Below are 26,013 nucleotides of genomic sequence, written 5' to 3' on the forward strand. Positions count from 1 at the left end.
GTCACCCTTAATAAGTCCGGACTTTAGGTTCGAAAGTCGGAACAGTCTTCGGCGAGAAGTTCACGGCACGCTTGGCGACGCGTTTTTCACCCGGGAAGTACAAGGTGTGGCACAGCCAGTTTTCGTCGTCACGGTCTTCAAAGTCTTCGCGGGCGTGGGCGCCACGGGACTCTTTACGCACTTCTGCGGCGATGGCGGTGGCTTCGGCCACTTCCAACAGGTTCTGCAGTTCCAGCGCTTCGATACGTGCAGTGTTGAACGCCTGTGACTTATCGTTGATCTTCACATTGGCAATTCGTTCACGCAGTTCCGCCAGCTGGGCGATACCCTTCTGCATGTATTCACCGGTACGGAACACACCGAAGTAGTTCTGCATGCAGTTCTGCAGCTCGCGACGCAGGGTGGCCACGTCTTCGCCTTCGGTACGCTCGTTCAGGGCGGACAGGCGAGCCAGGGCTGCATTGATGTCGGCGTCGGTAGCGTCGTCGTATTCGATACCGTCGCTCAGCGCCTTCTCCAGGTGCAGGCCAGCGGCACGACCGAAGACCACCAGGTCGAGCAGCGAGTTGCCGCCCAGGCGGTTGGCACCGTGAACCGATACGCACGCCACTTCACCCACTGCAAACAGGCCAGGGATGATTTCGTCCACGCCTTCGGCGTTCTGGGTCATTGCCTGGCCATGAATGTTGGTGGCAACGCCGCCCATCATATAGTGGCAGGTTGGAACCACTGGGACCGGCGCGACGACCGGGTCGACGTGAGCGAAGGTCTTCGACAGTTCGCAGATGCCTGGCAGACGGCTGTGCAGCACTTCCTCGCCCAGGTGGTCGAGTTTGAGCATCACGTGGTCGCCATTCGGGCCACAGCCGTTACCGGCGATGATTTCCTTGACCATCGAACGAGCCACGACGTCACGACCGGCAAGGTCCTTGGCGTTCGGAGCATAACGCTCCATGAAACGCTCGCCGTGCTTGTTGATCAGGTAACCGCCTTCACCACGGCAACCTTCGGTGACCAATACACCGGCGCCGGCGATGCCGGTCGGGTGGAACTGCCACATTTCGATGTCTTGCACCGGTACGCCAGCACGCAGGGCCATGCCGACGCCGTCACCGGTGTTGATCAGGGCGTTGGTGGTGGAGGCATAGATACGACCTGCACCGCCGGTCGCCAGTACGGTGGCTTTCGAGCGGATGTAGGTGGTTTCGCCGGTTTCGATGCAGATCGCGATCACACCGACGAAGGCGCCGTCCTGGTTCTTCACCAGGTCTACGGCGTAGTACTCGTTCAGGAACGTGGTACCGGCTTTCAGGTTGCCCTGGTACAGGGTGTGCAGCAGCGCGTGACCGGTACGGTCGGACGCCGCGCAGGTACGTGCAGCCTGGCCGCCCTTGCCGTAGTCCTTGGACTGGCCACCGAACGGACGCTGATAGATACGACCTTGCTCGGTACGCGAGAATGGCATGCCCATGTGGTCCAGCTCGAACACCGCGGCCGGGCCTTCCTGACACATGTATTCGATAGCGTCCTGGTCACCGATGTAGTCGGAACCCTTGACGGTATCGTACATGTGCCAGCGCCAGTCATCGTTCGGGTCGGCCGAAGCGATGGCGCAGGTGATGCCGCCCTGGGCGGAAACAGTGTGCGAACGGGTCGGGAAGACCTTGGTGATCACGGCAGTCTTGTGACCGCCCTGTGCCAGTTGCAGCGCTGCGCGCATGCCGGCACCGCCGCCGCCAATGATGATGGCGTCGAAAGAAATCGTTGGAATGTTAGCCATGGATCAGATACCCCAGAGAATCTGCACACCCCAGACGAAGTAAGCGAACATCGCAACGCCGCATACCGCCTGGAAAAGAAAACGTATGGCAGTCGCCGACTTGCCGAACGCCATCGGCGTCAGGTAGTCGGTAGCGATGGTCCACATGCCGACCCAGGCGTGAGCGCCCAGTGCGACGAGGGCCAGCAGACTGAAGATACGCATCCAGTTGTTTGCGAACAGTTCATGCCATTGGGCATAGCCAAGGCCTGGGTTGGCGACGACATATCCGATCAGGAAAATGAAATAAGCCGCGAGAACGACCGCAGACACACGCTGCGCCATCCAGTCATAGAGGCCCGAACGCGAGAGGTTCGTGACGTTGGTTACCATATCCAGACTCCTGCCAGAACGATTACCACCACGGAAACGGCGATAACGATTTTCGAGCCCAGCTTGCCGCCTTCCAGCGTCTCACCGATGCCCATGTCCATGATCAAGTGGCGCACGCCGGCAACCAGGTGATACAGCAAGGCGGACAGGATGCCCCAAATCACTAGCTTGGCTAGCGGACTGGTCAGACACGCCTTCACCTGACCGAAGCCTTCTTCCGAGTCGAGCGACTTGTCCAATGCGTAGAGCATGATGGCCAGGCTGACAAAGAGGATGACACCGGAGATACGGTGAAGAATGGACGTGTAAGCAGTGACTGGGAGTTTGATGGTCCTTAGGTCTAGGTTTACAGGTCGTTGGCTTTTCACGGCTTTTTTCACACTGAAGAGCCCCTAAGAATCAGGGCAAAGTTGTTGCGGCGCGCACTGGTCAGGTACTCACCACCCAGGGAGTGACGACCCCCAGCAAAGCTGGCCCAAAAGCCCCTGGCGGTCGGCTGCCGAGTATAGACAGTTAGGTTACTAATGACAACGCGTTCACCTTGCACTGATGGCGCATTGCACAACAGCGTTAAAAGGCGTAAACGGCAGGCAATTTCGAGGAAAAAGTCCGGTTAAAGCCTTCTGGAGCAAGACTTTAGGCAAATTGACATTCGGATTTATCTCACTATAGTGGTGCGGGCCCTGCGTGGGGGGTCTGTCTGATGATTCCAAGCATTAATAGGAGGCCACATGGCTGACAAAAAAGCGCAGTTGATCATCGAGGGCGCAGCCCCCGTCGAGCTGCCCATTTTAACCGGCACCGTTGGTCCCGATGTAATCGACGTTCGCGGCCTGACGGCCACGGGCCGCTTCACCTTCGACCCAGGGTTCATGTCGACCGCTTCGTGCGAGTCGAAGATCACCTACATCGACGGCGACAACGGCATCCTGCTGCACCGCGGCTACCCGATCGAGCAACTGGCTGAAAAATCGGACTACCTGGAAACCTGCTACCTGCTGCTCAACGGCGAGCTCCCGACCGCAGAACAAAAGGCTCAGTTCGTCAGCACCGTGAAAAACCACACCATGGTCCACGAGCAGTTGAAGTCCTTCTTCAACGGCTTCCGTCGCGATGCCCACCCGATGGCCGTCATGTGCGGCGTTGTCGGCGCCCTCTCGGCCTTCTACCACGACTCCCTGGACATCAATAACCCCCAGCATCGCGAAATCTCCGCGGTCCGCCTGGTGGCGAAGATGCCGACCCTGGCAGCCATGGTCTACAAGTACTCCATGGGCCAGCCCATGATGTACCCGCGCAACGACCTGTCGTACGCGGAAAACTTCCTGCACATGATGTTCAACACCCCGTGCGAGATCAAACCGATCAGCCCGGTGCTCGCCAAGGCCATGGACCGGATCTTCATCCTCCATGCCGACCACGAGCAGAACGCCTCCACGTCCACCGTGCGCCTGGCCGGCTCGTCGGGCGCCAACCCGTTCGCCTGTATCGCCGCCGGTATCGCCGCACTCTGGGGCCCGGCCCACGGCGGTGCCAACGAAGCGGTACTGACCATGCTCGATGAAATCGGCGATGTCTCGAACATCGACAAGTTCATCGCCAAGGCCAAGGACAAGAACGATCCGTTCAAGTTGATGGGCTTCGGTCACCGGGTCTACAAGAACCGCGACCCGCGCGCCACCGTCATGAAGCAGACCTGCGACGAAGTGCTCAAGGAACTGGGGATCAAGAACGATCCGCAACTCGAACTGGCCATGCGCCTGGAAGAGATCGCCCTGACCGACCCGTACTTCATCGAACGCTCGCTGTACCCGAACGTCGACTTCTACTCGGGGATCATCCTCAAGGCGATCGGCATTCCAACCAGCATGTTCACCGTGATCTTCGCCCTGGCGCGGACCGTCGGCTGGATCTCCCACTGGAAGGAAATGCTCTCCAGCCCGTACAAGATCGGCCGTCCGCGCCAGCTGTACACCGGCTACGAGTCGCGTGACATCACCAAGCTGGAAGATCGCAAGTAAGTCCTTGCCATAACGGCTAAAGCTGCACCGGAACGGCCCCCGCTTCTTATATATAAGAGCGGGGGCCGTTTTGTTTGTATGCGCTTTGATCGGTGGCAAGAGGTCTGACGCCATCGCGAGCAGGCTCGCTCCCACAGGTGACCACATTCCAATGTGGGAGCGAGCCCGCTCGCGATGGCGCCAGACCTGCCCCCCCTTAATCCGGGCACAAAAAAATACCCCGGCCTCTCGACCGGGGTATTTCCTCAAGCACTACGCTTGCTACTTACCGCATCAGTGATTAACCGCCCCACTCGCCCCCAGGCCAGTCTGCGAACGCACGAACTGCGGGAAGAACAGCGCCCGCTCGTTCTCGGCTTCAGCCGACTTGTCGGTGATGGAGAAGAACCAGATACCGACGAAGGCAATCGCCATCGAGAACAGCGCCGGGTACTCGTATGGGTAGATCGGCTTCTCGTGACCCATGATCTGTACCCAGATGGTTGGGCCCAGAACCATCAGGCCCACGGCACTGATCAGGCCCAGCCAGCCACCGATCATGGCGCCACGGGTGGTCAGTTTCTTCCAGTACATCGAAAGCAGCAGCACCGGGAAGTTGCAGCTCGCCGCGATGGAGAACGCCAGGCCCACCATGAACGCGATGTTCTGCTTCTCGAACAGGATGCCCAGGCCGATCGCCAGCACCGCCAGGGCGATGGTGGTGATCTTCGAGACACGGATCTCGTCCTTCTCGTTGGCCTTGCCTTTCTTGATCACACTGGCATACAGGTCGTGGGACACCGCCGAGGCGCCGGCCAGGGTCAGGCCTGCCACAACCGCCAGGATGGTGGCGAACGCCACGGCCGAGATGAAGCCCAGGAAGACGCTGCCGCCGACGGCGTTGGCCAGGTGCACCGCCGCCATGTTGTTACCGCCCAGCAAGGCACCTGCCGCGTCCTTGAAGGCCGGGTTGGTGCTGACCAGCAGGATCGCGCCGAAGCCGATGATGAAGGTCAGGATGTAGAAGTAACCGATGAAGCCAGTGGCATACAGCACGCTCTTGCGCGCTTCCTTCGCGTCACTCACGGTGAAGAAGCGCATCAGGATATGCGGCAGGCCAGCGGTACCGAACATCAGGGCCAGGCCCAGGGAGAAGGCCGAGACCGGATCCTTCACCAAGCCACCAGGGCTCATGATCGCCTCGCCTTTAGGGTGAACCTTGACCGCTTCGGCAAACAGCATGTTGAAGTCGAAGTTGACGTGCTTCATCACCATCAACGCCATGAACGAAGCGCCGGACAGCAACAGCACTGCCTTGATGATCTGTACCCAGGTGGTCGCCAACATGCCACCGAACAGTACATAGAGGCACATCAGGATGCCCACCATCACCACCGCAACGTGGTAGTCCAGCCCGAACAGCAGCTGGATCAGCTTGCCGGCGCCGACCATCTGCGCGATCAGATAGAACGCCACCACTACCAGCGAACCGCTGGCGGACAAGGTACGGATCTGCTTCTGCCCCAGGCGATAGGACGCCACGTCGGCAAAGGTGTATTTACCCAGGTTACGCAGACGCTCGGCGATCAGGAACAGGATGATCGGCCAGCCCACCAGGAAGCCGATGGAGTAGATCAGACCGTCATAGCCGGACGCGAACACCAGCGCGGAAATCCCCAGGAAGGACGCCGCCGACATGTAGTCACCGGCAATGGCCAGGCCGTTCTGGAAACCGGTGATCCGTCCACCCGCCGCATAGTAGTCACTGGCCGATTTGCTACGCTTGGACGCCCAGTAGGTGATGCCCAGGGTCAAGCCGACAAACGCCACGAACATGATGATGGCGGAGACGTTGAGGGGTTGTTTCTCCACGGCCCCGGTCAGGGCTTCAGCCGCCCAGGCACCCGGGGCGAACGCTGCGACGCTCAATAGAGCCAGTAGACGCCGGATCATTGTTGAGCCTCCTTGAGAATCGCATTGTTCAGCTCGTCGAACTCGCCATTGGCGCGTCGCACATAGATGGCAGTCAGGATGAACGCCGAGACAATCAAGCCGACACCAATGGGAATACCCCAGGTGATCGTCGACTCGGGCGAGATCCTGGCCCCGAGAATGTGCGGCCCATAGGCGATCAGAAGAATGAATCCGGAGTACAGCCCTAGCATGATCGCCGAAAGAATCCAGGCGAACCTTTCTCTTTTTCTCACCAGCTCCTTGAAGCGCGGGCTGTTCTGAATCGAGAGGTAAATGCTGTCGTTCATTGTTTTTATCCTCGCAGCACAATTTAAGTTGGAACGACTCTACTTTATGCGGCTCAAGGCCAGGTTCCAGACGACCTTAGTATTAGAACGACATGACGGCTTTGCCAGTTTCCAGCAAAAACCATCGCCACGCCCTTGTGGGAGCGAACCGCTGTGGGAGCAAGGCTTGCCCGCGACAGCATCGCTCCGGCATCAAGATCAACCGAGGCGCCTGCATCGCGGGCAAGCCTTGCTCCCACAGGTATGTGCGCAGCATTCGAGTATTGCGTATCGCAAAAAAAAACCGCATGACACGACATCATGCGGCTTTCGGGATCACTGGATCAGCAGATTACTTGCCAGTCCACTCCTTCACGCGGTCCGGGTGCTTGGCGACCCAGTCCTTGGCAGCGGCTTCAGGCTTGGCACCCTCTTGGATAGCCAGCATGACCTCGCCGATTTCGTCTTTCGAGGACCATTGGAATTTTTTCAGGAACTCAGCGACTTCCGGTGCTTTGGTCGCCAATTCCTTGCTACCGATGTTGTTCACGGTTTCAGCCGCGCCATAGACGCCTTTCGGGTCTTCCAGGAAGCGCAGTTTCCACTTGGCGAACATCCAGTGCGGCACCCAACCGGTGACGGCGATGGACTCGTTCTTTCTCTCGGCACGGGTCAGCTCGGCAATCATGCCGGCGCCGGAACTGGCCTTGAGTTGATAACCAGTCAGGTCGTAGTCCTTGATCGCCTGTTCGGTCTTGAGCATCACGCCTGAACCGGCGTCGATGCCAACAATGCGGTTCTTGAAGCTTTCATCGGTCTTGAGATCGGCCACGGACTGAGCCTTGACGTACTCCGGCACGATCAGGCCGATCTTCGCGTCTTTGAAGTTGGGGCCGTAATCGACCACCTGATCCTTGTTCTTCGTCCAGTAATCGCCGTGAGTCACTGGCAACCAGGCCGAAAGCATGGCATCGAGCTTACCGGTGGCCACGCCCTGCCACATGATCCCGGTCGCCACAGCTTGCAGCTTCACGTCATAACCGAGCTTCTGCTGGATGACTTCCGCCGCCACGTGAGTCGTCGCGACGCTGTCGGACCAACCGTCAACGTAGCCGATGCTCAGGGTTTTGGTTTCGGCGCTAGCCAGTGTGGAGCTGATCGCCAGTACCAGTGCGGCACCTGCGCCCATGAGTCGTCGCATCTTCATCGTGTACTTCCCCGAAAGTGCTGCGCCCGGCGAATGCCGAGCGACGTCAACGTATTGTTATGGTGCTCAGCGCCCCCATCACGCTCGCCTGCCAAACCAGTTCGAACATCAGTGGAGTACTGATGCAACGATCATCAACCTGCGCCGATCTTGAACCTGATCTGTTAGCGACATCGAAACAGCGAGGAGCGACATCAGAACGCCATCCACGACAAGTGTAGGCAACTAGCCACCAACCACCACTCCGTGTATCGTCCCGTTGCTATCGCGCGCCCACTCAAACCTGTTTATTGCCGGTCATGGCACTTGGTTTCGCTTCAGTGGTCATAGCCTGCGAACCTCATTCGGCACCATCCTCTAAGGGATCCAGTCATGCTCCGTTCCTTGCGCTTCGCTGCCCTGATCGGCGGCCTTATCCTGAGTGCGTCCGCGCTGGCGGTGGATATCGACGCCGCCAGTTATGGCTACCCCTTGACCAACCCGTTCGAGGCGACCATCGCGACCACCCCGCCTGACCTGCGGCCCGAGTTGCCCTTGATCGAGGACATCGACCAGGCGGACTACAGCGTTACCCTGCGCCCGGAACGCGAGTTCATCCTGCCGGACAACTTCTGGCCAGTGAAAAGTCTCACCTACCGCATGGCCACCCAGGACAAACCGGCACCGCTGATCTTCCTGATCGCCGGGACCGGTGCACGGTACGACAGCACCCTCAACGAATACCTCAAGCGCCTCTACTATAAGGCCGGCTACCACGTGGTGCAGTTGTCATCGCCCACCAGTTTCGACTTCATGAGCGCCGCCTCGCGCTTCGCCACCCCGGGCATCACCAAGGAAGATGCCGAAGACATGTACCGGGTCATGCAAGCCGTGCGCGCGCAGAACCCCAAGGTGCCGGTGACCGAGTACTACCTCACCGGCTACAGCCTCGGCGCGCTGGACGCAGCCTTTGTCGCGCACCTGGACGAAACCCGGCGCAGCTTCAATTTCAAGAAAGTGCTGCTGCTGAACCCGCCGGTGAACCTCTATACCTCGGTCACCAACCTGGACAAACTGGTCCAGACCCAGGTCAAGGGCATCAACAGCACCACGACTTTCTATGAAGTGGTGTTGAACAAGCTGACCCGCTACTTCCAGCAAAAAGGCTACATCGACCTCAACGATGCCCTCCTTTATGACTTCCAGCAGTCCAAGCAACACCTGAGCAACGAACAGATGGCGATGCTGATCGGCACCTCGTTCCGTTTCTCGGCAGCCGATATCGCATTCACTTCGGACCTGATCAACCGTCGCGGCCTGATTACCCCACCCAAATTCCCGATCACCGAAAGCACCAGCCTGACGCCGTTTCTCAAGCGTGCGCTGCAATGCGATTTCGACTGCTACCTCACTGAACAAGTGATCCCGATGTGGCGCGCGCGGACCGACGGCGGCAGCCTGCTGCAACTGGTCGACCAGGTCAGCCTCTACGCCCTGAAGGATTACCTGCACGAAAGCCCGAAAATTGCCGTGATGCACAACGCCGACGACGTCATCCTCGGCCCTGGCGACCTGGGCTTCCTGCGCAAGACCTTTGGCGACCGCCTGACGGTGTATCCACTGGGCGGCCACTGCGGCAACCTCAATTACCGCGTCAACAGCGACGCCATGCTGGAGTTCTTCCGTGGCTAAATACCTCCTGCTTCTCGTTGCGTTAATGGGTGCGGGCGCGGTTCACGCCGATGACCAGGGCACGGTGGATGCCGACGGCTTCAAGCAACCGCTGACCAGGCTCAAGTTCAATCCGGGCCTGGACCAGCGCGAATTCGAGCGTTCGACCCTCAACGCGTTGAACGTCTATGACCCGCTCGAATCCTGGAACCGTCGCGTCTATCACTTCAACTACCGTTTCGACCAATGGGTGTTCCTGCCGGTGGTCGATGGCTACCGCTACGTCACCCCGAGTTTCGTGCGCACCGGCGTCAGCAACTTCTTCAATAACCTGGGGGACGTGCCGAACCTGATGAACAGCCTGCTGCAATTCAAGGGCAAGCGTTCGATGGAAACCACGGCGCGACTGCTGCTCAACACCACGATCGGCGTCGCCGGCCTGTGGGATCCCGCCACCTCCATGGGCCTGCCGCGCCAGAGCGAAGACTTCGGCCAGACCCTGGGCTTCTACGGCGTACCGGCCGGCGCCTACTTCGTGCTGCCGATCTTCGGTCCTTCCAACCTGCGGGATACTTCAGGGCTGCTGGTGGACTACACGGCCGAGTCGGCGATCAACTTCCTGAACGTCTCGGAAGTCAGCGCCAACCACCCGGAACTGCTGCTCCTGCGCGGCGTGGACAAGCGCTACCAGACCAGCTTCCGCTATGGCCAGCTGAACTCGCCGTTCGAGTATGAAAAGGTGCGCTACGTGTACACGGAATCGCGCAAGTTGCAGATTGCCGAGTAGCCGTCGCCCCCCCTGTGGGAGCGAGCCTGCTCGCGATTGCGGTGTATCAGCCAATATCTCTATTGGATGACACGCCGCAATCGCGAGCAGGCTCGCTCCCACAGTTGTTTTGGGTTGTCAGGCTCAGCCTTTCAGCGCCTTCCAGAGCTTGCCCACCACCATCACCCCCGCCAGCACCACCGCCCCCGCGACAATCCCCGCCACCGCATTGAGCAACATCGGCACGATAAACCCGGCCCCGCCGGCACTTGCTGCCACGGCTTCGATCCAGTGATGCACCACCGGCACGCCATGGGTGAGGATGCCGCCGCCCACCAGGAACATCGCCGCCGTGCCGATCACCGACAGGCTTTTCATCATGTACGGCGCGGCGCGCAGGATGGCGTCACCGATGCTTCTGGCAACCTGCCCCGGCTTCTGTGTCAGCCACAGCCCCAGGTCATCGAGCTTGACGATCCCGGCCACCAGGCCATAGACGCCGACAGTCATGACAACAGCGATGCCCGACAGCACGATCACCTGTTGGGTCAGCGGTGCGTCGGCGACGGTGCCGAGGGTGATGGCGATGATCTCCGCCGACAGGATGAAATCGGTACGCACCGCGCCCTTGATCTTGTCCTTCTCAAACGCCACCAGGTCCACCGCCGGATCGGCCACGGCCTCGACCAGTTGCGCATGCTCGGCCTGGTCTTCGGCCGGGCTGTGGAGGAACTTGTGGGCAAGTTTTTCGAACCCCTCGAAACACAGGTAGGCACCACCCACCATCAACAGCGGCGTCACCAGCCAGGGCACAAAGGCACTGATCGCCAGGGCCGACGGCACGAGGATCAGCTTGTTGATGAATGAGCCCTTCGCCACAGCCCAAACCACCGGCAGCTCTCGCTCGGCTCGCACGCCGGACACCTGCTGGGCGTTGAGCGCCAGATCGTCGCCAAGCACGCCGGCGGTTTTCTTGGCGGCCATCTTGGTCATCAGTGCGACATCGTCGAGCACGGTGGCGATATCGTCGATCAACACCAACAAACTGCTTCCGGCCATGGTGGGGCTCCTTGAATGATAATGCCGCGCAGCATACCGCGAGCCGCCGTGCCACGGGGCATTCTTGAGCGTCGCGCGAGGCCGGTGCTACCATGCGCCACCGCCAGAACAGGCAAGGAACCCCTGGGTTTATGAGCACTATCCGCGAGCGCAACAAAGAACTCATCCTGCGTGCCGCCAGCGAGGAATTTGCCGACAAGGGCTTCGCGGCGACCAAGACCAGCGACATCGCGGCCAAGGCGGGCCTGCCCAAACCCAACGTCTACTACTATTTCAAATCCAAGGAAAACCTCTACCGCGAGGTTCTGGAAAGCATCATCGAGCCGATCCTCCAGGCCTCGACCCCGTTCAACGCCGACGGCGTGCCCGGCGAAGTGCTAAGCCACTACATCCGCTCCAAGATCCGCATTTCCCGCGACCTGCCCTTCGCCTCGAAGGTCTTCGCGAGCGAGATCATGCACGGCGCCCCCCACCTGAGCCCCGACCTGGTAGAACAACTCAACGCCCAGGCCCGGCACAACATCGACTGCATCCAGACCTGGATCGACCGCGGCCAGATCGCCCCCATCGACCCCAACCACCTGATGTTCAGCATCTGGGCCGCCACCCAGACCTACGCCGATTTCGACTGGCAGATCACCGCCATCACCGGCAAGGCGAAGCTGGATGAAGCCGATTATGAAGCGGCGGCGCAGACGATTATCCGGTTGGTGTTGAAGGGGTGTGAGTTGGATCGCCAGGCTTAGCATCGAGTCGCCTTTATCGCGAGCAGGCTCGCTCCCACAAGGGATTTCGATCGTTTGCTGAATCATATTCACAGCCAAACCCTGTGGGAGCGAGCCTGCTCGCGATAAAGGCGACTCGGTTCCAAATCAAACCCAAATCGCATCCCACAACGGATAATCGCCAAACCGTTTGACCAAGCCAGCCCGCAATGGGTTAGCCACAACATATCGGGCAAGCTTGACCAGATCTTCTTCCCGCCGCAGCGCCCGGTCATGAAAACCTGGCTGCCAAAGGCCGAGTTTCCGGCCAAGCCGCAGGTTCACGGACTTGGTACTCAATGATTTTGTCCTTTGCATCAAGCCGCTTAGCGCCCCCCTGCGCAATTCGATCAACCAATGGAAGTGATCCGGCATGACGACCCACGCCAATGAGTTGGCAAGGCCCAGATCCTCAGCTTTTCGAAACTGCTCGACAACCAATCTTCCCAAGACAAAGTCACTGAAGATTGGCATCCGGTCGAAGGTGTTTGCGGTTAATAGATATATACGACTGGACTCCGCACAACGGCCGAGGCGCAGTCGGTGCGAAGCGGGTAAATCAGGCATTCCGTGCCCCTTTGTCATCGAGTCCCGGGCAAGGCTAGACCTATGAATGCAGGGATGCGGGGCAGACCATTAGCAGGATGTGTCTGAGAGATTGTCATCGCGAGCAGGCTCGCTCCCACAGGGGAATTGCGGTGTTGATACATTTTGTGTCCACCCATCGAAACCTGTGGGAGCGAGCCTGCTCGCGATAGCGATAGGTCAGTCAATGCAGAATCAAACAACCACCCCCGCATCCGCCCACAACCCCATCACCTCCACAGCCCTGACAGCCACCTGCTCATCGACATCCGACAGATCGCCACTGATTCCAATCGCGCCCAGCACCTGCCCCGCCTGATCCCTGATCAACACCCCACCCGGAACCGGCACGACGCTGCCCTGCCCCAGGCTGTTCAACGCGGCGATGAAGGCTGGGCGTTGTTGGGCGTCCTGGGCCAGCAGGCGTGAGCCTTTACCCAGGGCAATGGCGCCCCAGGCCTTACCGATGGCGATCTGGGGGCGGAGCAGGCTGGCGCCGTCCTCGCGCTGCAGGGCAATCAGGTGCCCGCCGTTGTCGAGGATCGCGACAGTCAGGGGTGCGGCGTTGATTTCACGGCCCGCGACAAGGGCTTGCTCCGCCAGGTTGACGGCGACGTTCAAGGTTAGAGCGCTCATGGATGCTGTCCTTTTTGTTGTTGGAAAGCCTTCTGGGTTTCACCTTAGGCAAACCCTTACACAACAAATAGACCACAATTTAATTTGTTTTTGTATACAATAATTTTCGCAAAACGCCATGCGCGACGAAAAGCCACAGGATTATCGGCCTTCCGACGAATGAAACAGGCACCTGAGGAAAAGGATTGACCTATACCGTTCGCCGTGAATAAACTCGCCGAAAAGCCACTTGTATACAATTACAAAACGTAAGAGGCACAAAACCATGAGCAAAATGAGAGCAATCGAAGCCGCCGTTCTGGTGATGCGCCGTGAAGGCGTGGACACCGCCTTCGGTATTCCGGGTGCCGCGATCAACCCGCTGTACTCCGCCCTGCAGAAGGTGGGTGGCATCGATCATGTCCTCGCGCGCCACGTTGAAGGTGCCTCGCACATGGCTGAGGGCTACACCCGCACCAAGGCTGGCAACATTGGCGTCTGCATCGGCACGTCGGGCCCGGCCGGCACCGATATGGTCACCGGGCTCTACAGCGCCTCGGCCGACTCGATCCCGATCCTGTGCATCACCGGGCAAGCCCCTCGTGCCCGCCTGCACAAGGAAGATTTCCAGGCGGTGGACATCACCAGCATCGTCAAACCGGTGACCAAGTGGGCGACCACCGTCCTGGAACCAGGCCAGGTGCCCTACGCGTTCCAGAAAGCGTTCTTCGAGATGCGCTCCGGCCGCCCCGGCCCGGTACTGATCGACCTGCCCTTCGATGTGCAAATGGCCGAGATCGAGTTCGACATCGATACCTACCAACCACTGCCGCTGGCCAAACCCGCGGCCAACCGTGCGCAGGTCGAGAAAGCCCTGGCGATGCTCGATCAGGCCGAGCGGCCCTTGCTCGTGGCCGGTGGCGGCATCATCAATGCCGATGCCAGCGAGCTGCTGGTGGAGTTCGCCGAGCTGACCGGAATCCCGGTGATCCCCACACTGATGGGCTGGGGCACGATCCCGGACGACCATCCGCTGATGGTCGGCATGGTCGGCCTGCAGACGTCCCACCGCTACGGCAACGCGACGCTGCTGAAGTCGGACCTGGTGCTGGGTGTCGGCAACCGCTGGGCCAACCGCCACACCGGTTCGGTGGATGTCTACACCGAAGGTCGCCGGTTCATTCACGTGGACATCGAACCGACCCAGATCGGCCGCGTGTTCACCCCGGACCTGGGCATCGTCTCCGACGCCGCCTCGGCACTGACGGTGTTCATCGAAGTCGCCCGTGAATGGCAGGCCGCCGGCAAACTGAAAAACCGCAGCGCCTGGTTGCAGGACTGCCAGCAGCGCAAGGCCAGCCTGCAACGCAAGACACACTTCGACAACGTGCCGGTCAAGCCCCAGCGCGTCTACGAAGAAATGAACCAGGTGTTCGGCAAGGACACCTGCTACGTCAGCACCATCGGCCTGTCGCAGATCGCCGGCGCGCAATTCCTGCATGTCTACAAGCCACGTCACTGGATCAACTGCGGCCAGGCCGGTCCCTTGGGCTGGACCATTCCAGCCGCGCTGGGGGTGGTCAAGGCCGATCCGAGCCGCAAGGTCGTGGCCTTGTCGGGGGACTACGACTTCCAGTTCATGATTGAAGAACTGGCGGTGGGCGCACAGTTCAAGCTGCCGTACATCCACGTCGTGGTGAACAACTCCTACCTGGGCCTGATTCGCCAGGCACAGCGCGGGTTCGACATGGACTACTGCGTCCAGCTGTCCTTCGACAACCTCAACGCGCCGGAACTCAACGGTTATGGGGTGGACCACATCGCCGTCGCCGAGGGCCTGGGCTGCAAGGCACTGCGGGTGTTCGAACCGTCCGGCATCCAGCCGGCACTGCGCAAGGCCCAGGAAATGATCGAGGAGTTCAAGGTGCCGGTGATCGTCGAGGTCATCCTGGAGCGGGTGACCAATATTTCCATGGGCACCGAGATCAACGCCGTCAACGAATTCGAAGACCTGGCACTGGTGGGCAACGACGCGCCGACGGCCATTTCGTTGCTCGATTGACCCCTGTGGGAGCGAGCTCGTGTGGGAGCAAGGCTTGCCCGCGATGGAGACGCCTCGGTTCATCTTGATACCGAGGCGATGTGATCGCGGGCAAGCCTCGCTCCCACAGAGGCCCACTCTCACAACGGCTTCAGAATATTCATAGGAGACTGTCATGCCGCGTTTCGCCGCCAACCTGTCCATGCTGTTTACCGAACAGGATTTCCTCGCCCGCTTCGAAGCGGCCGCCAAGGCCGGTTTCACGGGTGTCGAATACCTGTTCCCCTACGACTACAGCTCCGCTGAACTCAAGGCCCTGCTCGACGCCAACGGCCTGACCCAGGTGCTGTTCAACCTGCCGGCCGGTGACTGGGCCAAGGGCGAGCGTGGCATTGCCTGCCTGCCAGACCGCGTCGAGGAGTTCCGCGCCGGCGTCGACCTGGCGATTGCCTACGCCCAGGTACTGGGCAATACCCAGGTCAACTGCCTGGCCGGGATCTGCCCGCAGAACTGCGACGAAGCCCTGGTGCGCAAGACCTTCGTCGCCAACCTGAAGTACGCCGCCGAGAAGCTGCAGGACAAGGGCATCAAGTTGGTGATGGAAGCCATCAATACCCGTGACATCCCCGGCTTCTACCTGAACAACACCGCCCAGGCCCTGTCGATCCGCGAGCAGGTGGGCAGCGCCAATCTGTTCCTGCAGTACGACATCTACCACATGCAGATCATGGAAGGTGACCTGGCCCGGACCCTGTCGGCGCACCTGGACGAGATCAACCATGTGCAACTGGCGGACAACCCGGGACGCAACGAGCCGGGCACCGGCGAGATCAACTATCGCTTCCTGTTCGAACACCTGGACCGCATCGGCTACCAGGGTTGGGTCGGCTGCGAATACAAGCCGTTGACCAGCACCGAAGCGGGTTTGAACTGGCTGAAAACCCATAACGCGATCTGACATGCACTCTTGTGGGAGCTGGCCCGTGTGGGAGCAAGGCTTGCCCGCGATGTAGGCACCTCGGTTCATCCTGGTACCGAGCCGATGTTATCGCGGGCAAGCCTTGCTCCCACAGAAGCTCGCTCCCACATAAAAGCACTCCCTCATTCGCCTGAAACAGCAACAAAACAAGAGGATTTCCCCATGGCTAAAATCGGATTCATCGGCACCGGCATCATGGGTCACCCCATGGCCCTGAACCTGCAGAAGGCCGGGCACAGCCTGTTCCTGTCCCAACACCACGACCCGGCTCCCGCTGATCTGCTGGCCGCTGGCGCGGTGGCCCTGGCCAATCCGAAGGAAGTCGCCCAGGAAGCCGAGTTCATCATCGTCATGGTCCCGGACACGCCCCAGGTCGACGACGTGCTGTTCCGCGCCGATGGCGTCGCGGCGGGTGTGGGCGCGGGCAAGGTGGTGATCGACATGAGCTCGATCTCCCCCACCGCCACCAAGGCGTTCGCGGCGAAGATCAATGAGAAAGGCGCGCAGTACCTCGATGCCCCAGTGTCCGGTGGCGAAGTCGGCGCCAAGGCCGCGACCCTGAGCATCATGGTCGGTGGCGACAGCAGCGCTTTTGAACGCGCCCTGCCGCTGTTCCAGGCCATGGGCAAGAACATCACCCTGGTGGGCGGCAACGGCGACGGCCAGACCGCCAAGGTCGCCAACCAGATCATCGTGGCGCTGAACATCCAGGCCGTGGCCGAAGCCCTGCTGTTCGCTTCGAAGAACGGCGCCGACCCGGCCAAGGTCCGCGAAGCGCTGATGGGTGGGTTTGCTTCGTCGAAGATCCTGGAAGTGCACGGCGAGCGCATGATCAAGGGCACCTTCGATCCGGGCTTCCGCATCAGCCTGCACCAGAAGGACCTGAACCTCGCCCTGCAAGGTGCCCGGGAACTGAACATCAACCTGCCCAACACCGCCAACGCCCAGCAAGTGTTCAGTACCTGCGCGGCCATCGGCGGCAGCAACTGGGATCACTCGGCGCTGATCAAGGGGCTGGAGCACATGGCGAATTTCTCGATTCGCGATAACTGACACCTGCCCCAAACCCTGTGGGAGCGAGCCTGCTCGCGATGGCTATTTCACAGTCAACGATGTTGTTGACCGAACCACCGCTATCGCGAGCAGGCTCGCTCCCACAAGAGACCGCATCAATCCAATAATAAGAATCGGGAGCCCGCCATGTCGGTCGATCCGCAACAATTGCTCCGCGAGCTGTTTGCCGCAGCCATCGACGCGGCCCATCCGCAGCAAGTCCTTGAACAGTATCTGCCAGCCGACCGTAGCGGCCGGGTGATTGTCATCGGCGCCGGCAAGGCCGCCGCGGCGATGGCGCAGGTGGTCGAGCGTTGCTGGCAGGGCGAGGTCAGCGGCCTGGTGGTGACCCGCTACGGCCATGGCGCGCCTTGCCAGAAAATCGAGGTGGTGGAAGCCGCCCATCCCGTGCCCGACGCGGCCGGCCTGGCAGTAGCCGGACGGGTGCTGGAACTGGTCAGCAATCTGACGGAAGACGACCGGGTGATCTTCCTGTTGTCCGGCGGTGGTTCGGCGTTGCTGGCACTGCCTGCGGCCGGTATTACCCTGGCCGACAAGCAAGCGATCAACAAAGCCTTGCTCAAATCCGGCGCCACCATCGGTGAGATGAACTGCGTGCGCAAGCACCTTTCGGCGATCAAGGGCGGACGCCTGGGCAAGGCCTGCTGGCCCGCGACGGTCTACACCTATGCGATTTCCGATGTGCCGGGCGACCTCGCCACGGTCATCGCGTCCGGCCCCACCGTGGCCGACCCCAGCACATCGGCCGAAGCCCTGGCGATCCTCAAGCGCTACAGCATCGAGGTCCCGGCGTCGGTGCATAGCTGGCTGCACAGCCCGGAGTCGGAAACCGTCAAGCCCGGCGACCCAAGCCTGGCCCGCAGCCATTTCCAATTGATCGCCCGCCCCCAGCAATCCCTGGAAGCGGCAGCGGTGAAAGCCCGTCAGGCCGGTTTCAGCCCGCTGATCCTTGGCGACCTGGAGGGCGAGTCCCGGGAAGTGGCGAAAGTCCATGCCGGCATCGCCCGGCAAATCGCCCGGTACGGCCAGCCCCTGGCAGCGCCCTGCGTGATCCTCTCCGGCGGCGAAACCACGGTAACCGTGCGCGGCCACGGCCGAGGTGGTCGCAATGCCGAATTCCTGCTGAGCCTGACCGACAACCTCAAGGGGCACCCCGGCATTTATGCACTGGCCGGCGACACCGACGGCATCGACGGCTCCGAGGACAACGCCGGCGCCATCATGACCCCAGACAGTTATCGCCGTGCCGCCGAGCTGGGCCTGAGCGCCAGCGACGAGCTGGACAACAACAACGGCTACGGCTATTTCGCCGCGCTGGATGCGCTGATCGTCACCGAGCCGACCCGCACCAACGTCAACGACTTCCGCGCCATCCTGATCCTCGAGAACCCCGCCCATGACGCCTGACAAAAAGGTCAAGATCCTCGCCACCCTCGGCCCCGCCACACGCGGGATCGACGACATCCATGAGCTGGTGCGGGCCGGGGTGAACATCTTCCGCCTGAACTTCAGCCACGGCGATCACGCCGACCACGCCCAGCGCTACCAATGGATTCGCCAAGTGGAGCAGCAGCTCAACTACCCGCTGGGTATCCTGATGGACCTGCAAGGCCCGAAGCTGCGGGTCGGCCGGTTCGCCGACGGCAAGGTCCTGCTGCAACGCGGCCAGGCCCTGCGCCTGGACCTGGACCCGACGCCCGGCGATCAACGCCGGGTCAACCTGCCCCACCCGGAAATCATCGCGGCCCTGGAGCCGGGCATGGACCTGCTGCTGGATGACGGCAAGCTGCGCCTGCGGGTGGTTGCCCGGCACAGCGACGCCATCGACACCGAAGTGCTCAACGGTGGCGAACTGTCGGACCGCAAAGGCGTGAACGTGCCCCAGGCCGTGCTCGACCTGAGCCCGTTGACCGCCAAGGACCGTCGCGACCTGAGCTTCGGCCTGGAATTGGGCGTGGATTGGGTGGCGCTGTCGTTCGTCCAACGTCCCGAAGACATCCGCGAAGCCCGCGCATTGATTGGCGACAAGGCATTCCTGATGGCCAAGATCGAGAAGCCGTCGGCGGTGGCCCAACTGCGGGAAATCGCCGAGTTGAGCGATGCGATCATGGTTGCCCGTGGCGACCTGGGCGTTGAAGTGCCGGCCGAGAGCGTGCCGCAGATCCAGAAGAACATCATCGGCACCTGCCGCGCCCTCGGCAAACCGGTGGTGGTGGCAACCCAGATGCTGGAATCGATGCGCTTCTCCCCGGCGCCCACTCGGGCTGAGGTCACCGACGTCGCCAACGCCGTGGCCGAAGGTGCCGATGCGGTGATGCTATCGGCGGAAACCGCGTCGGGCGATTACCCCCTCGAAGCCGTGCAGATGATGAGCAAGATCATCCGCCAGGTCGAAAACGGCCCGGATTACCAGACCCAACTGGACGTCAGCCGACCGAAAGCCGAGGCCACGGTATCGGACGCCATCAGCTGTGCAATCCGTCGCATCAGCAACGTCCTGCCGGTGGCGGTGCTGGTGAACTACAGCGAATCGGGCAGTTCCAGCCTGCGAGCCGCGCGGGAACGGCCGACGGTGCCGATCCTCAACCTCACGCCGAACCTTCAGGCCGCCCGCCGCTTGACGGTGGCCTGGGGCGTGCACTCGGTGGTCAACGATCGGCTGCGGCAGGTGGATGAAGTGTGTTCCACCGCCCTGGAAATTGCCCAGGCCCAAGGCATGGCGCAGCGCGGCGATACGCTGTTGATCACCGCGGGCGTGCCGTTCGGGCAGCCGGGGTCGACCAACTCGTTGCGCATCGAGACGTTGATCTAGCGCTTGTACTGGCCCCATCGCGAGCAGGCTCGCTCCCACAGGGATTACGCCAAACCTTGTGGGAGCGAGCCTGCTCGCGATGAGGTCGACTCGGTCCATCAGACACACCACCCCATCATGCCCAACACCCACTGCCCCGACTGGGCCACCGCCCTGCTCAACGGCTTCAGCCAGATCTTCCTCCAGCGTCATCCGCTGTGCGGCCTGTTGTGCCTGCTGGCAATCCTGTTCAGCGCGCCGGCCTTGTTCGGGTGGGCGTTGCTGGGTGGCGTGGCCGGGTTGCTCACGGCCCAGCGGCGCGATTACCCCAAGGCGGATCGCCAGGCCGGGCTGTTCAGCTACAACGGCATCCTGCTGGGGTTGCTGGCGGGCCTGGTCTTGCCCTGGTCCGTCTTGCTGCCGCCGCTGGTCATCGCGGGCGGCGGCCTCAGCGCGATGCTGACCCAGCAATGGCTCAAGCGCACCCGTGGCCCGCGATGCCTGCCCGCCTACACCGCGCCCTTCGTGGGGCTGGGCTGGCTGCTGCTGGGGTTCGCCCCGCTGCAGCCGCCAGCCCTGGCGGTCGAACTGACAGTGCCCAACCTGCTGACCGGCTGGTTGAACGGATTGGGCCAGGTGATGTTTCTCGACCAGCCGTTGGCCGGAGCACTGATTGCGACAGGCATGCTGCTGGCCAACCCGCGCGCTGCCAGCTGGGCATTGTTCGGTTCGGCCGCCGGCCTGGCCTTCGCCTTGCTGCAGCATGAAAACGCAGCCGCCCTGTCAGGGCTGGCTGGCTACAACCCGGCCCTGGTGGCGCTGGCGCTCAGCCAAGCGCGACGCTCACCCTGGCTGCCGCTCGTGGGCATCCTCTTGGCAATCCTGCTCACGCCGGGGTTCGCCGCCCTCGGCCTGGCGCCGCTGACCGCCCCTTTCATCCTCGCAGGCTGGCTGGTCCGCGCCACGGTTCGGGCGTGGCAACAGGCCAGACTCGACACCGCGCCTTGCGCTCTGCGGGGCAATCGCCCTAGGCTTCGCTGACTTGAATCAGGCGAAGGTTATGGACAGCACCGACAACTGGCGTGAACGCCTCTACATCATGATTTTCCAGACCGACACCGTGGCCGGTCGACGCTTCGACAGTGCGTTGCTGCTGATCATCCTCGCCAGCCTGGTGATCGTGATGCTCGACAGCATCGACAGCGTGCACAAGAATTATGCGGCCCTGCTGGCCGGGATCGAATGGGGTTTCACCTTCATCTTCCTCGTCGAGTACGGCCTGCGCTTGTATTGCTCGCCCAAGCCCCTGCGCTATGCGTTCAGTTTCTACGGCCTGGTGGACCTGCTGGCAATCGTGCCGGGGATCCTGGCGCTGTACTACAGCGATGCCCAGTACCTGCTGATCATCCGGATCATCCGCATGCTGCGGATCTTTCGGGTGCTCAAGCTCAGCCCCTACCTCAAGCAAGCCAATTACCTGATGGCGGCGCTGCGGGGCAGCAAGCAGAAAATCATCGTGTTCCTGGTCAGCGTCTCTACCCTGGTGACGGTGTTCGGCACGTTGATGTACGTCATCGAAGGCCCGGAGCATGGCTTCACCAGCATTCCCAAGGGCATCTACTGGGCTATCGTGACCCTGACCACCGTGGGCTTCGGCGACATCGTGCCCAAGACGCCCCTGGGCCAGGTGGTTTCGTCCCTGGTGATGATCACCGGTTATTCGATCATCGCCGTGCCCACCGGTATCTTCACCGCGGAACTGGCCACCGCCATGCGCGGTGACCAGCTCAAGCACGATTGCCCGGTGTGCAGCAAAAACAATCACGAACATGGAGCCGCGTTCTGCTCCCGCTGTGGCAATGCGCTGTTCAGGAAACTGGAATAAGCAAAGCACTTTTTGATGCTTGCCGGCCAAAAGGCCTGCCGCTAGTGTGCTGGCCTGGACACCCCTTTCAATAAAAAGGAATTCGCAGTGAAGAACTTCTTTGGCGTCACCCTTCTCGCCGCCGGCCTGACCTTCGGCAGCCTGGCTCACGCCGCCCCGACACTGCTCAACGTGTCCTACGACGTGATGCGCGACTTCTACAAGGATTACAACGCCGCCTTCCAGAAGCACTGGCAGGCCGAGCACAACGAGAACATCACCGTGCAGATGTCCTTCGGCGGCTCGAGCAAGCAGGCACGCTCGGTCATCGACGGGCTGCCGGCGGATGTCATCACCATGAACATGGCCACCGACATCAACGCCCTGGCGGACAACGGCAAACTGGTGCCCGAGGACTGGGTCAGCCGCTTGCCGGACCACAGCGCCCCGTTCACCTCGGCCACGGTGTTCATCGTGCGCAAGGGCAACCCCAAGGCCCTGAAAGACTGGCCCGACCTGCTCAAGGACGGCGTGCAGGTGATCGTGCCCAACCCGAAGACCTCCGGTAACGGCCGCTACACCTACCTGTCGGCCTGGGGCTATGTGCTGAAGAACGGCGGCGATGAAACCAAGGCCAAGGACTTCGTCGGCAAGCTGTTCAAGCAGGCACCTGTGCTGGACACCGGCGGTCGTGCCGCGACCACCACGTTCATGACCAACCAGATCGGCGATGTGCTGGTGACCTTTGAAAACGAAGCCGAGATGATCGCCCGCGAATTCGGACGCGACCAGTTCGAAGTGGTCTACCCGAGCGTGTCCGCCGAGGCCGAGCCTCCGGTGACCGTGGTGGACAAGGTCGTGGAGAGAAAGGGCTCCCGCGTCGCCGCCGAGGCGTACCTCAAGTACCTGTGGTCGCCCGAAGGCCAGGAAATCGCCGCCGCCAACTACCTGCGTCCACGGGATCCTGCCGTACTGGCCAAATACACCGACCGCTTCCCGAAAGTGGATTTTCTCTCGGTGGAAAAAACCTTCGGCGACTGGCGCACCGTGCAGAAGACGCACTTCAATGACGGTGGGGTTTTCGACCAGATCTACAGCGGGCAGTAAAAAGAAAGCAAGCCGTGCGCGCCCTGTGGCGAGGGGATTTATCCCCGCTGGGGCGCAAAGCGGCCCTGAGTTATTGCCCCGTAGCGTATCAGACAAACCGCTGGGGGCCGCTGCGCAGCCCAGCGGGGATAAATCCCCTCGCCACAGTTGATCGATCCGGATCTACATACGCTACCATCAACGACAGGCATGTCTGATATCAACCACGGGGCCTGTTCCAGAGGCCCGCGAGCCTTTAGCCTCACGGCCATCCTTTCCCCCCCGATGACGAGATTGCCATGAGTGCCCATCCAACCGCCCTGACCCGAGGCATGGTCCTGCTGTTCGCCTTCTGCTGCGGCGCCATCGTTGCCAACCTCTATTACGCCCAACCCATCATCGAACTGATCGCCCCCGACGTCGGCCTGTCCAGCACCATGGCCAGCCTGATCGTCTCGCTGACCCAGATCGGTTATGCCCTGGGCCTGTTCTTCCTGGTGCCGCTGGGCGATCTGCTGGAAAACCGCCGGTTGATGATCCTCACCACCCTCGTGGCGATTGCCAGCCTGTTGGGCGCGGCGTTCACCGATCAGCCGAATGTGTTCCTGCTGGTTTCGCTGCTGGTGGGGTTCAGTTCGGTGTCGGTGCAAGTTCTGATTCCCCTGGCCGCGCATCTCACCCCGGAAGCGTCCCGGGGTCGGGTGGTGGGTGGGATCATGGGTGGGTTGCTGCTGGGGATCCTGCTGGCACGACCGGTGTCCAGCGTGGTGGCCGATTACTTCGGCTGGCGCGCGATGTTCATGATCGCGGCGGCATTGATGGCGGCGATCAGCCTCGTCCTGGCGTTCACCGTGCCCAAGCGCCAACCCGATCACAGCGCCACCTACGGACAACTGCTGGGCTCCCTCGGCACCTTGCTGCGGCAACAACCGCAGTTGCGCCAACGGGCGCTCTACCAGGCCTGCATGTTCGCCACGTTCAGCCTGTTCTGGACCGCCGCGCCCCTGGAGCTGGCGCGTAACCATGGGCTGTCCCAGACCGAGATTGCCCTGTTCGCCCTGGTCGGTGCCATCGGCGCCATCGCCGCTCCCATTGCCGGGCGACTGGCCGACGCCGGCCATACCCGCATCGCCTCGCTGCTGGCGATGCTGTTCGCCAGCCTGAGTTTTCTGCCGGCATTCATCCATCCGCTCTATAGCGTCATCGGCCTGGCGGTCACCGGCGTGGTATTGGATTTCTGTGTGCAGATGAACATGGTGCTGGGCCAGCGCACCATCTATGCCCTGGATGCCAAAAGCCGTGGCCGGCTCAATGCCTTGTACATGACCAGCATCTTCGTCGGCGGCGCCTTCGGCTCGTCGATTGCCAGCGCGGTGTACGAGCATGGCGGCTGGTTGTGGGTAGTAATCATTGGCAGCGCGTTCCCGCTGCTGGCCCTGCTGCGCTTCCTCGGCACGTCGCAGAAGCACGCGTTGGCGGCGGCCTGATCGAATCGATAGAAGCCCGGCGGGCGAAACCTGCCGGGCGCCGCAGCAGAACTGTCAAACCCGCACGTTGCCTCGCGGCCCGGCAATCGCCCAGATGATCAGGCCCAATACCGGCAACAGCAGGATCAGCAGTACCCAGAGGATTTTCATCCCGGTTTCCGCGCCACTCTTGAGTACATTGATGATCGCCCAGATATCGAGCGCCAGGATGATCAGGCCAACCAGGCCATTGAAGGTGGAACCCATGGTGTCGCTCCCAAGTGATGACATGCACACTTAGGATAGTCCGCCTCCAGCGAGGGTTCCGTTTGATTGCTTCAGACGTGGACCGCGACCTTGAGGGCTTCCAGGGCGGGGGCGGCGGCGATGCCGACTTGCGCGCACAACTCCAGCACCCGCGGCACGTCGTTGCCGTACACCAGCACCATCTGCAATTCATCGTCGAGCAACTGGCTGAAGTTCATCAGCACGTAGCCGCCGTCTTCCTTGTTCAGGCTGCTCATCTGGATCTGGATGCGGTTGAGCGCCGTCAGGGCTTCGGTTTTCGCCAGTTGCTTGGGCTTGAGATTGAACGCCACGCCGGGGCCGAACGACGCGACGATCTGCTCGAACAACTGCACATAGGTGTCGGCCTGGAACAGCACGGTGTCCGGCAAGCTGCCCACCACCACCCATTCGCCCAGCGGGATCGGAAAGGTGTCGTCGTAGTTGATGTCCGGGTTGGCCGCCAGGAAAGCCGCCGGATCGGCGTAAGCCTGGGCAGCTTCGTCGGCAATCCTGTCAATGTCGGCCTCGCCCAGGCAGCCGGAGCTGATTTTGCTGATGAGTTCGACGAGTGCGGCTTTCATGGGCGAATCCTGTGGCAATGAAATTCAAGGGCACGCAGGATACCCGATCACACCCGGCCTGGGACTGAAACAGACCCGCTGCATCAATGCTTTTGTGGCGAGGGGATTTATCCCCGCTGGGCTGCGAAGCAGCCCCTCCAGATAACCTGAACACCGAGTTGTCAGGTTGTGGGGCCGCTTCGCGCCCCAGCGGGGATAAATCCCCTCGCCACAAGGTATTGCAGACTGAAGAGCCGTACTCGTAAAAGATATCAACCCAACAACTTCTCCAACTGCGCCGTGGTATCCACCGCGCCCATGGTCCGGGCCGCATCCAGAGCCGAGACGCCGTTGGCGTCCTTGGCCTTCGGGTCCGCGCCTTTGCCGATCAGGTAGTCGACGATTGCCACCCGGTTGAACATCGCCGCCATCATCAGCGCCGTGCGGCCATCGAAGGACGCGCCTTCCACCTGTGCGCCCCCGTCCACCAACGTCGAGACCACCGCCAGGTCGCCCTTGAACGCCGCGCCGGCAATCGGGCTCTGGCCGTTGTCGTTGCGGATTTCCGGATCGGCCTTGTGTTCCAGCAGTACCTTCACCGTCTCCACGTGTCCGTGATAAGCGGCCAGCATCAATAAGGTGTCACCCTTGTGGTTACGCAGGTTGGGCGGCAAGCCTTTGCTCAGCAAGGCCGCCATCATCGCGGCGTCGCCCTGGCGCGCCACGTTGAACACCTGTTCGGCAAATTCCGCAGCCTCTTCCGGGGTCATCTGGCGGCTTGTATCGGACATGGGGCACTCCACTTGAGTCTTCGAGAATGCGGCTA

Annotated in this window: 25 protein-coding genes; 13 read left to right on the forward strand and 12 right to left on the reverse strand. The window is 61.4% G+C overall.

The window, feature by feature from the left end; translation table 11 throughout:
• Positions 1–7: 7 nt before the first annotated feature.
• The 3 genes from sdhA to sdhC are packed head-to-tail and all read right to left on the reverse strand — an operon-like array spanning position 8 to position 2,532.
• The gene (gene sdhA, locus LOY35_RS20350; RefSeq protein ID WP_258626217.1) at positions 8–1,780 is read right to left on the reverse strand and encodes a succinate dehydrogenase flavoprotein subunit; all 1,773 of its coding nucleotides are present in this window, start codon (positions 1,778–1,780) and stop codon (positions 8–10) included.
• Between the two features lie 3 nt (positions 1,781–1,783).
• Positions 1,784–2,152 carry a succinate dehydrogenase, hydrophobic membrane anchor protein gene (sdhD, locus tag LOY35_RS20355; protein ID WP_258626224.1) on the reverse strand — a complete coding sequence of 123 codons (369 nt, stop codon included), beginning with the start codon at positions 2,150–2,152 and terminating at the stop codon, positions 1,784–1,786.
• Complete coding sequence (gene sdhC / locus LOY35_RS20360; protein ID WP_172679607.1) at positions 2,146–2,532, reverse strand: succinate dehydrogenase, cytochrome b556 subunit; 387 nt, start codon at positions 2,530–2,532, stop codon at positions 2,146–2,148. Before sdhC ends, sdhD begins: the two co-directional genes overlap by 7 nt.
• A gap of 351 nt (positions 2,533–2,883) precedes the next feature.
• On the opposite strand from sdhC, the gene gltA reads away from it, so the two are divergent.
• Positions 2,884–4,173, forward strand: a complete 1,290-nt coding sequence (gltA, locus tag LOY35_RS20365) for a citrate synthase (protein WP_041024952.1) — start codon at positions 2,884–2,886, stop codon at positions 4,171–4,173.
• Between the two features lie 273 nt (positions 4,174–4,446).
• On the opposite strand, the gene LOY35_RS20370 is transcribed toward gltA, so the two are convergent.
• The 3 genes from LOY35_RS20370 to LOY35_RS20380 form a co-directional block, all read right to left on the reverse strand.
• Positions 4,447–6,105, reverse strand: coding sequence for a cation acetate symporter (locus LOY35_RS20370; protein WP_258626237.1), 1,659 nt, complete (start codon positions 6,103–6,105; stop codon positions 4,447–4,449).
• Positions 6,102–6,413, reverse strand: a complete 312-nt coding sequence (locus tag LOY35_RS20375) for a DUF485 domain-containing protein (RefSeq protein ID WP_258626243.1) — start codon at positions 6,411–6,413, stop codon at positions 6,102–6,104. Before LOY35_RS20375 ends, LOY35_RS20370 begins: the two co-directional genes overlap by 4 nt.
• Positions 6,414–6,744: 331 nt before the next feature.
• Entirely contained in the window at positions 6,745–7,599 is an 855-nt protein-coding gene (locus LOY35_RS20380; RefSeq protein WP_258626246.1) for a glycine betaine ABC transporter substrate-binding protein, read from the reverse strand.
• A gap of 372 nt (positions 7,600–7,971) precedes the next feature.
• Here LOY35_RS20380 and LOY35_RS20385 point away from each other — a divergent pair, with 372 nt between their 5' ends.
• Positions 7,972–9,270, forward strand: a complete 1,299-nt coding sequence (locus tag LOY35_RS20385; RefSeq protein WP_258626249.1) for a serine/threonine protein kinase — start codon at positions 7,972–7,974, stop codon at positions 9,268–9,270.
• A complete protein-coding gene (locus LOY35_RS20390; protein WP_408981164.1) occupies positions 9,263–10,036 on the forward strand; it encodes a VacJ family lipoprotein in 774 nt (257 codons plus the stop codon). Before LOY35_RS20385 ends, LOY35_RS20390 begins: the two co-directional genes overlap by 8 nt.
• 123 nt (positions 10,037–10,159) lie before the next feature.
• On the opposite strand, the gene LOY35_RS20395 is transcribed toward LOY35_RS20390, so the two are convergent.
• Positions 10,160–11,074: a DUF808 domain-containing protein gene (locus LOY35_RS20395; RefSeq protein ID WP_258626252.1), complete on the reverse strand. Its 915-nt coding sequence runs from the start codon at positions 11,072–11,074 to the stop codon at positions 10,160–10,162.
• 131 nt (positions 11,075–11,205) lie between these two features.
• On the opposite strand from LOY35_RS20395, the gene LOY35_RS20400 reads away from it, so the two are divergent.
• Entirely contained in the window at positions 11,206–11,820 is a 615-nt protein-coding gene (locus LOY35_RS20400; protein WP_041024959.1) for a TetR/AcrR family transcriptional regulator, read from the forward strand.
• Between the two features lie 126 nt (positions 11,821–11,946).
• Here the strand turns inward: LOY35_RS20400 and LOY35_RS20405 are convergent, their stop codons facing one another.
• Together LOY35_RS20405 and LOY35_RS20410 are read right to left on the reverse strand one after the other, a co-directional pair.
• The gene (locus tag LOY35_RS20405; RefSeq protein WP_258626255.1) at positions 11,947–12,405 is read right to left on the reverse strand and encodes an REP-associated tyrosine transposase; all 459 of its coding nucleotides are present in this window, start codon (positions 12,403–12,405) and stop codon (positions 11,947–11,949) included.
• Between the two features lie 213 nt (positions 12,406–12,618).
• Positions 12,619–13,059, reverse strand: a complete 441-nt coding sequence (locus tag LOY35_RS20410; protein WP_258626258.1) for a heme-binding protein — start codon at positions 13,057–13,059, stop codon at positions 12,619–12,621.
• Positions 13,060–13,324: 265 nt separating this feature from the next.
• Between LOY35_RS20410 and gcl the strand changes: the two genes are divergently transcribed.
• From gcl to LOY35_RS20455, 9 genes are all read left to right on the forward strand, one after another.
• Entirely contained in the window at positions 13,325–15,100 is a 1,776-nt protein-coding gene (gcl, locus tag LOY35_RS20415; protein WP_055127360.1) for a glyoxylate carboligase, read from the forward strand.
• A gap of 154 nt (positions 15,101–15,254) precedes the next feature.
• Positions 15,255–16,037 (forward strand): hydroxypyruvate isomerase, encoded by a 783-nt coding sequence (gene hyi / locus LOY35_RS20420; protein WP_258626278.1) that lies wholly within the window; start codon positions 15,255–15,257, stop codon positions 16,035–16,037.
• Positions 16,038–16,220: 183 nt separating this feature from the next.
• The gene (locus LOY35_RS20425; protein WP_258626290.1) at positions 16,221–17,111 is read left to right on the forward strand and encodes a 2-hydroxy-3-oxopropionate reductase; all 891 of its coding nucleotides are present in this window, start codon (positions 16,221–16,223) and stop codon (positions 17,109–17,111) included.
• A 147-nt stretch (positions 17,112–17,258) separates the two neighbouring features.
• Positions 17,259–18,539, forward strand: a complete 1,281-nt coding sequence (locus LOY35_RS20430; protein ID WP_258626296.1) for a glycerate kinase — start codon at positions 17,259–17,261, stop codon at positions 18,537–18,539.
• Positions 18,529–19,944 carry a pyruvate kinase gene (gene pyk / locus LOY35_RS20435; RefSeq protein WP_258626300.1) on the forward strand — a complete coding sequence of 472 codons (1,416 nt, stop codon included), beginning with the start codon at positions 18,529–18,531 and terminating at the stop codon, positions 19,942–19,944. Before LOY35_RS20430 ends, pyk begins: the two co-directional genes overlap by 11 nt.
• Positions 19,945–20,061: 117 nt before the next feature.
• Positions 20,062–20,964 carry an urea transporter gene (locus LOY35_RS20440; RefSeq protein ID WP_258626303.1) on the forward strand — a complete coding sequence of 301 codons (903 nt, stop codon included), beginning with the start codon at positions 20,062–20,064 and terminating at the stop codon, positions 20,962–20,964.
• Between the two features lie 19 nt (positions 20,965–20,983).
• On the forward strand, positions 20,984–21,808 hold the full coding sequence (locus tag LOY35_RS20445; protein WP_144929609.1) for an ion transporter: 825 nt from the start codon (positions 20,984–20,986) through the stop codon (positions 21,806–21,808).
• Between the two features lie 87 nt (positions 21,809–21,895).
• Positions 21,896–22,894, forward strand: a complete 999-nt coding sequence (locus tag LOY35_RS20450) for a sulfate ABC transporter substrate-binding protein (protein WP_258626315.1) — start codon at positions 21,896–21,898, stop codon at positions 22,892–22,894.
• 278 nt (positions 22,895–23,172) lie between these two features.
• Positions 23,173–24,360 (forward strand): MFS transporter, encoded by a 1,188-nt coding sequence (locus LOY35_RS20455; protein WP_258626321.1) that lies wholly within the window; start codon positions 23,173–23,175, stop codon positions 24,358–24,360.
• 54 nt (positions 24,361–24,414) lie between these two features.
• Here LOY35_RS20455 and LOY35_RS20460 read toward each other — a convergent pair whose 3' ends face one another.
• The 3 genes from LOY35_RS20460 to LOY35_RS20470 form a co-directional block, all read right to left on the reverse strand.
• Positions 24,415–24,606, reverse strand: a complete 192-nt coding sequence (locus tag LOY35_RS20460) for a PLDc N-terminal domain-containing protein (protein WP_041021537.1) — start codon at positions 24,604–24,606, stop codon at positions 24,415–24,417.
• Positions 24,607–24,677: 71 nt separating this feature from the next.
• The gene (locus LOY35_RS20465) at positions 24,678–25,208 is read right to left on the reverse strand and encodes a hypothetical protein (protein WP_258626324.1); all 531 of its coding nucleotides are present in this window, start codon (positions 25,206–25,208) and stop codon (positions 24,678–24,680) included.
• Positions 25,209–25,459: 251 nt separating this feature from the next.
• The gene (locus LOY35_RS20470) at positions 25,460–25,978 is read right to left on the reverse strand and encodes an ankyrin repeat domain-containing protein (RefSeq protein ID WP_258626332.1); all 519 of its coding nucleotides are present in this window, start codon (positions 25,976–25,978) and stop codon (positions 25,460–25,462) included.
• Positions 25,979–26,013: the final 35 nt, after the last annotated feature.

Source organism: Pseudomonas sp. B21-028, from assembly GCF_024749045.1.
Taxonomy (GTDB): Bacteria; Pseudomonadota; Gammaproteobacteria; order Pseudomonadales; family Pseudomonadaceae; genus Aquipseudomonas.

Excerpts from the sequence above, each read along its gene's own strand:
- LOY35_RS20470 (WP_258626332.1), bottom strand. The coding sequence starts at position 25,978 with ATGTCCGATACAAGCCGCCAGATGACCCCGGAAGAGGCTGCGGAATTT.
- hyi (WP_258626278.1), top strand. The coding sequence starts at position 15,255 with ATGCCGCGTTTCGCCGCCAACCTGTCCATGCTGTTTACCGAACAGGAT.
- LOY35_RS20380 (WP_258626246.1), bottom strand. The coding sequence starts at position 7,599 with ATGAAGATGCGACGACTCATGGGCGCAGGTGCCGCACTGGTACTGGCG.
- LOY35_RS20460 (WP_041021537.1), bottom strand. The coding sequence starts at position 24,606 with ATGGGTTCCACCTTCAATGGCCTGGTTGGCCTGATCATCCTGGCGCTC.
- LOY35_RS20405 (WP_258626255.1), bottom strand. The coding sequence starts at position 12,405 with ATGCCTGATTTACCCGCTTCGCACCGACTGCGCCTCGGCCGTTGTGCG.
- LOY35_RS20400 (WP_041024959.1), top strand. The coding sequence starts at position 11,206 with ATGAGCACTATCCGCGAGCGCAACAAAGAACTCATCCTGCGTGCCGCC.
- LOY35_RS20395 (WP_258626252.1), bottom strand. The coding sequence starts at position 11,074 with ATGGCCGGAAGCAGTTTGTTGGTGTTGATCGACGATATCGCCACCGTG.
- LOY35_RS20445 (WP_144929609.1), top strand. The coding sequence starts at position 20,984 with ATGGACAGCACCGACAACTGGCGTGAACGCCTCTACATCATGATTTTC.
- gcl (WP_055127360.1), top strand. The coding sequence starts at position 13,325 with ATGAGCAAAATGAGAGCAATCGAAGCCGCCGTTCTGGTGATGCGCCGT.
- LOY35_RS20410 (WP_258626258.1), bottom strand. The coding sequence starts at position 13,059 with ATGAGCGCTCTAACCTTGAACGTCGCCGTCAACCTGGCGGAGCAAGCC.
- LOY35_RS20455 (WP_258626321.1), top strand. The coding sequence starts at position 23,173 with ATGAGTGCCCATCCAACCGCCCTGACCCGAGGCATGGTCCTGCTGTTC.
- LOY35_RS20465 (WP_258626324.1), bottom strand. The coding sequence starts at position 25,208 with ATGAAAGCCGCACTCGTCGAACTCATCAGCAAAATCAGCTCCGGCTGC.
- pyk (WP_258626300.1), top strand. The coding sequence starts at position 18,529 with ATGACGCCTGACAAAAAGGTCAAGATCCTCGCCACCCTCGGCCCCGCC.
- sdhA (WP_258626217.1), bottom strand. The coding sequence starts at position 1,780 with ATGGCTAACATTCCAACGATTTCTTTCGACGCCATCATCATTGGCGGC.
- LOY35_RS20370 (WP_258626237.1), bottom strand. The coding sequence starts at position 6,105 with ATGATCCGGCGTCTACTGGCTCTATTGAGCGTCGCAGCGTTCGCCCCG.
- LOY35_RS20425 (WP_258626290.1), top strand. The coding sequence starts at position 16,221 with ATGGCTAAAATCGGATTCATCGGCACCGGCATCATGGGTCACCCCATG.
- gltA (WP_041024952.1), top strand. The coding sequence starts at position 2,884 with ATGGCTGACAAAAAAGCGCAGTTGATCATCGAGGGCGCAGCCCCCGTC.
- LOY35_RS20375 (WP_258626243.1), bottom strand. The coding sequence starts at position 6,413 with ATGAACGACAGCATTTACCTCTCGATTCAGAACAGCCCGCGCTTCAAG.
- LOY35_RS20440 (WP_258626303.1), top strand. The coding sequence starts at position 20,062 with ATGCCCAACACCCACTGCCCCGACTGGGCCACCGCCCTGCTCAACGGC.
- sdhD (WP_258626224.1), bottom strand. The coding sequence starts at position 2,152 with ATGGTAACCAACGTCACGAACCTCTCGCGTTCGGGCCTCTATGACTGG.
- LOY35_RS20430 (WP_258626296.1), top strand. The coding sequence starts at position 17,259 with ATGTCGGTCGATCCGCAACAATTGCTCCGCGAGCTGTTTGCCGCAGCC.
- LOY35_RS20385 (WP_258626249.1), top strand. The coding sequence starts at position 7,972 with ATGCTCCGTTCCTTGCGCTTCGCTGCCCTGATCGGCGGCCTTATCCTG.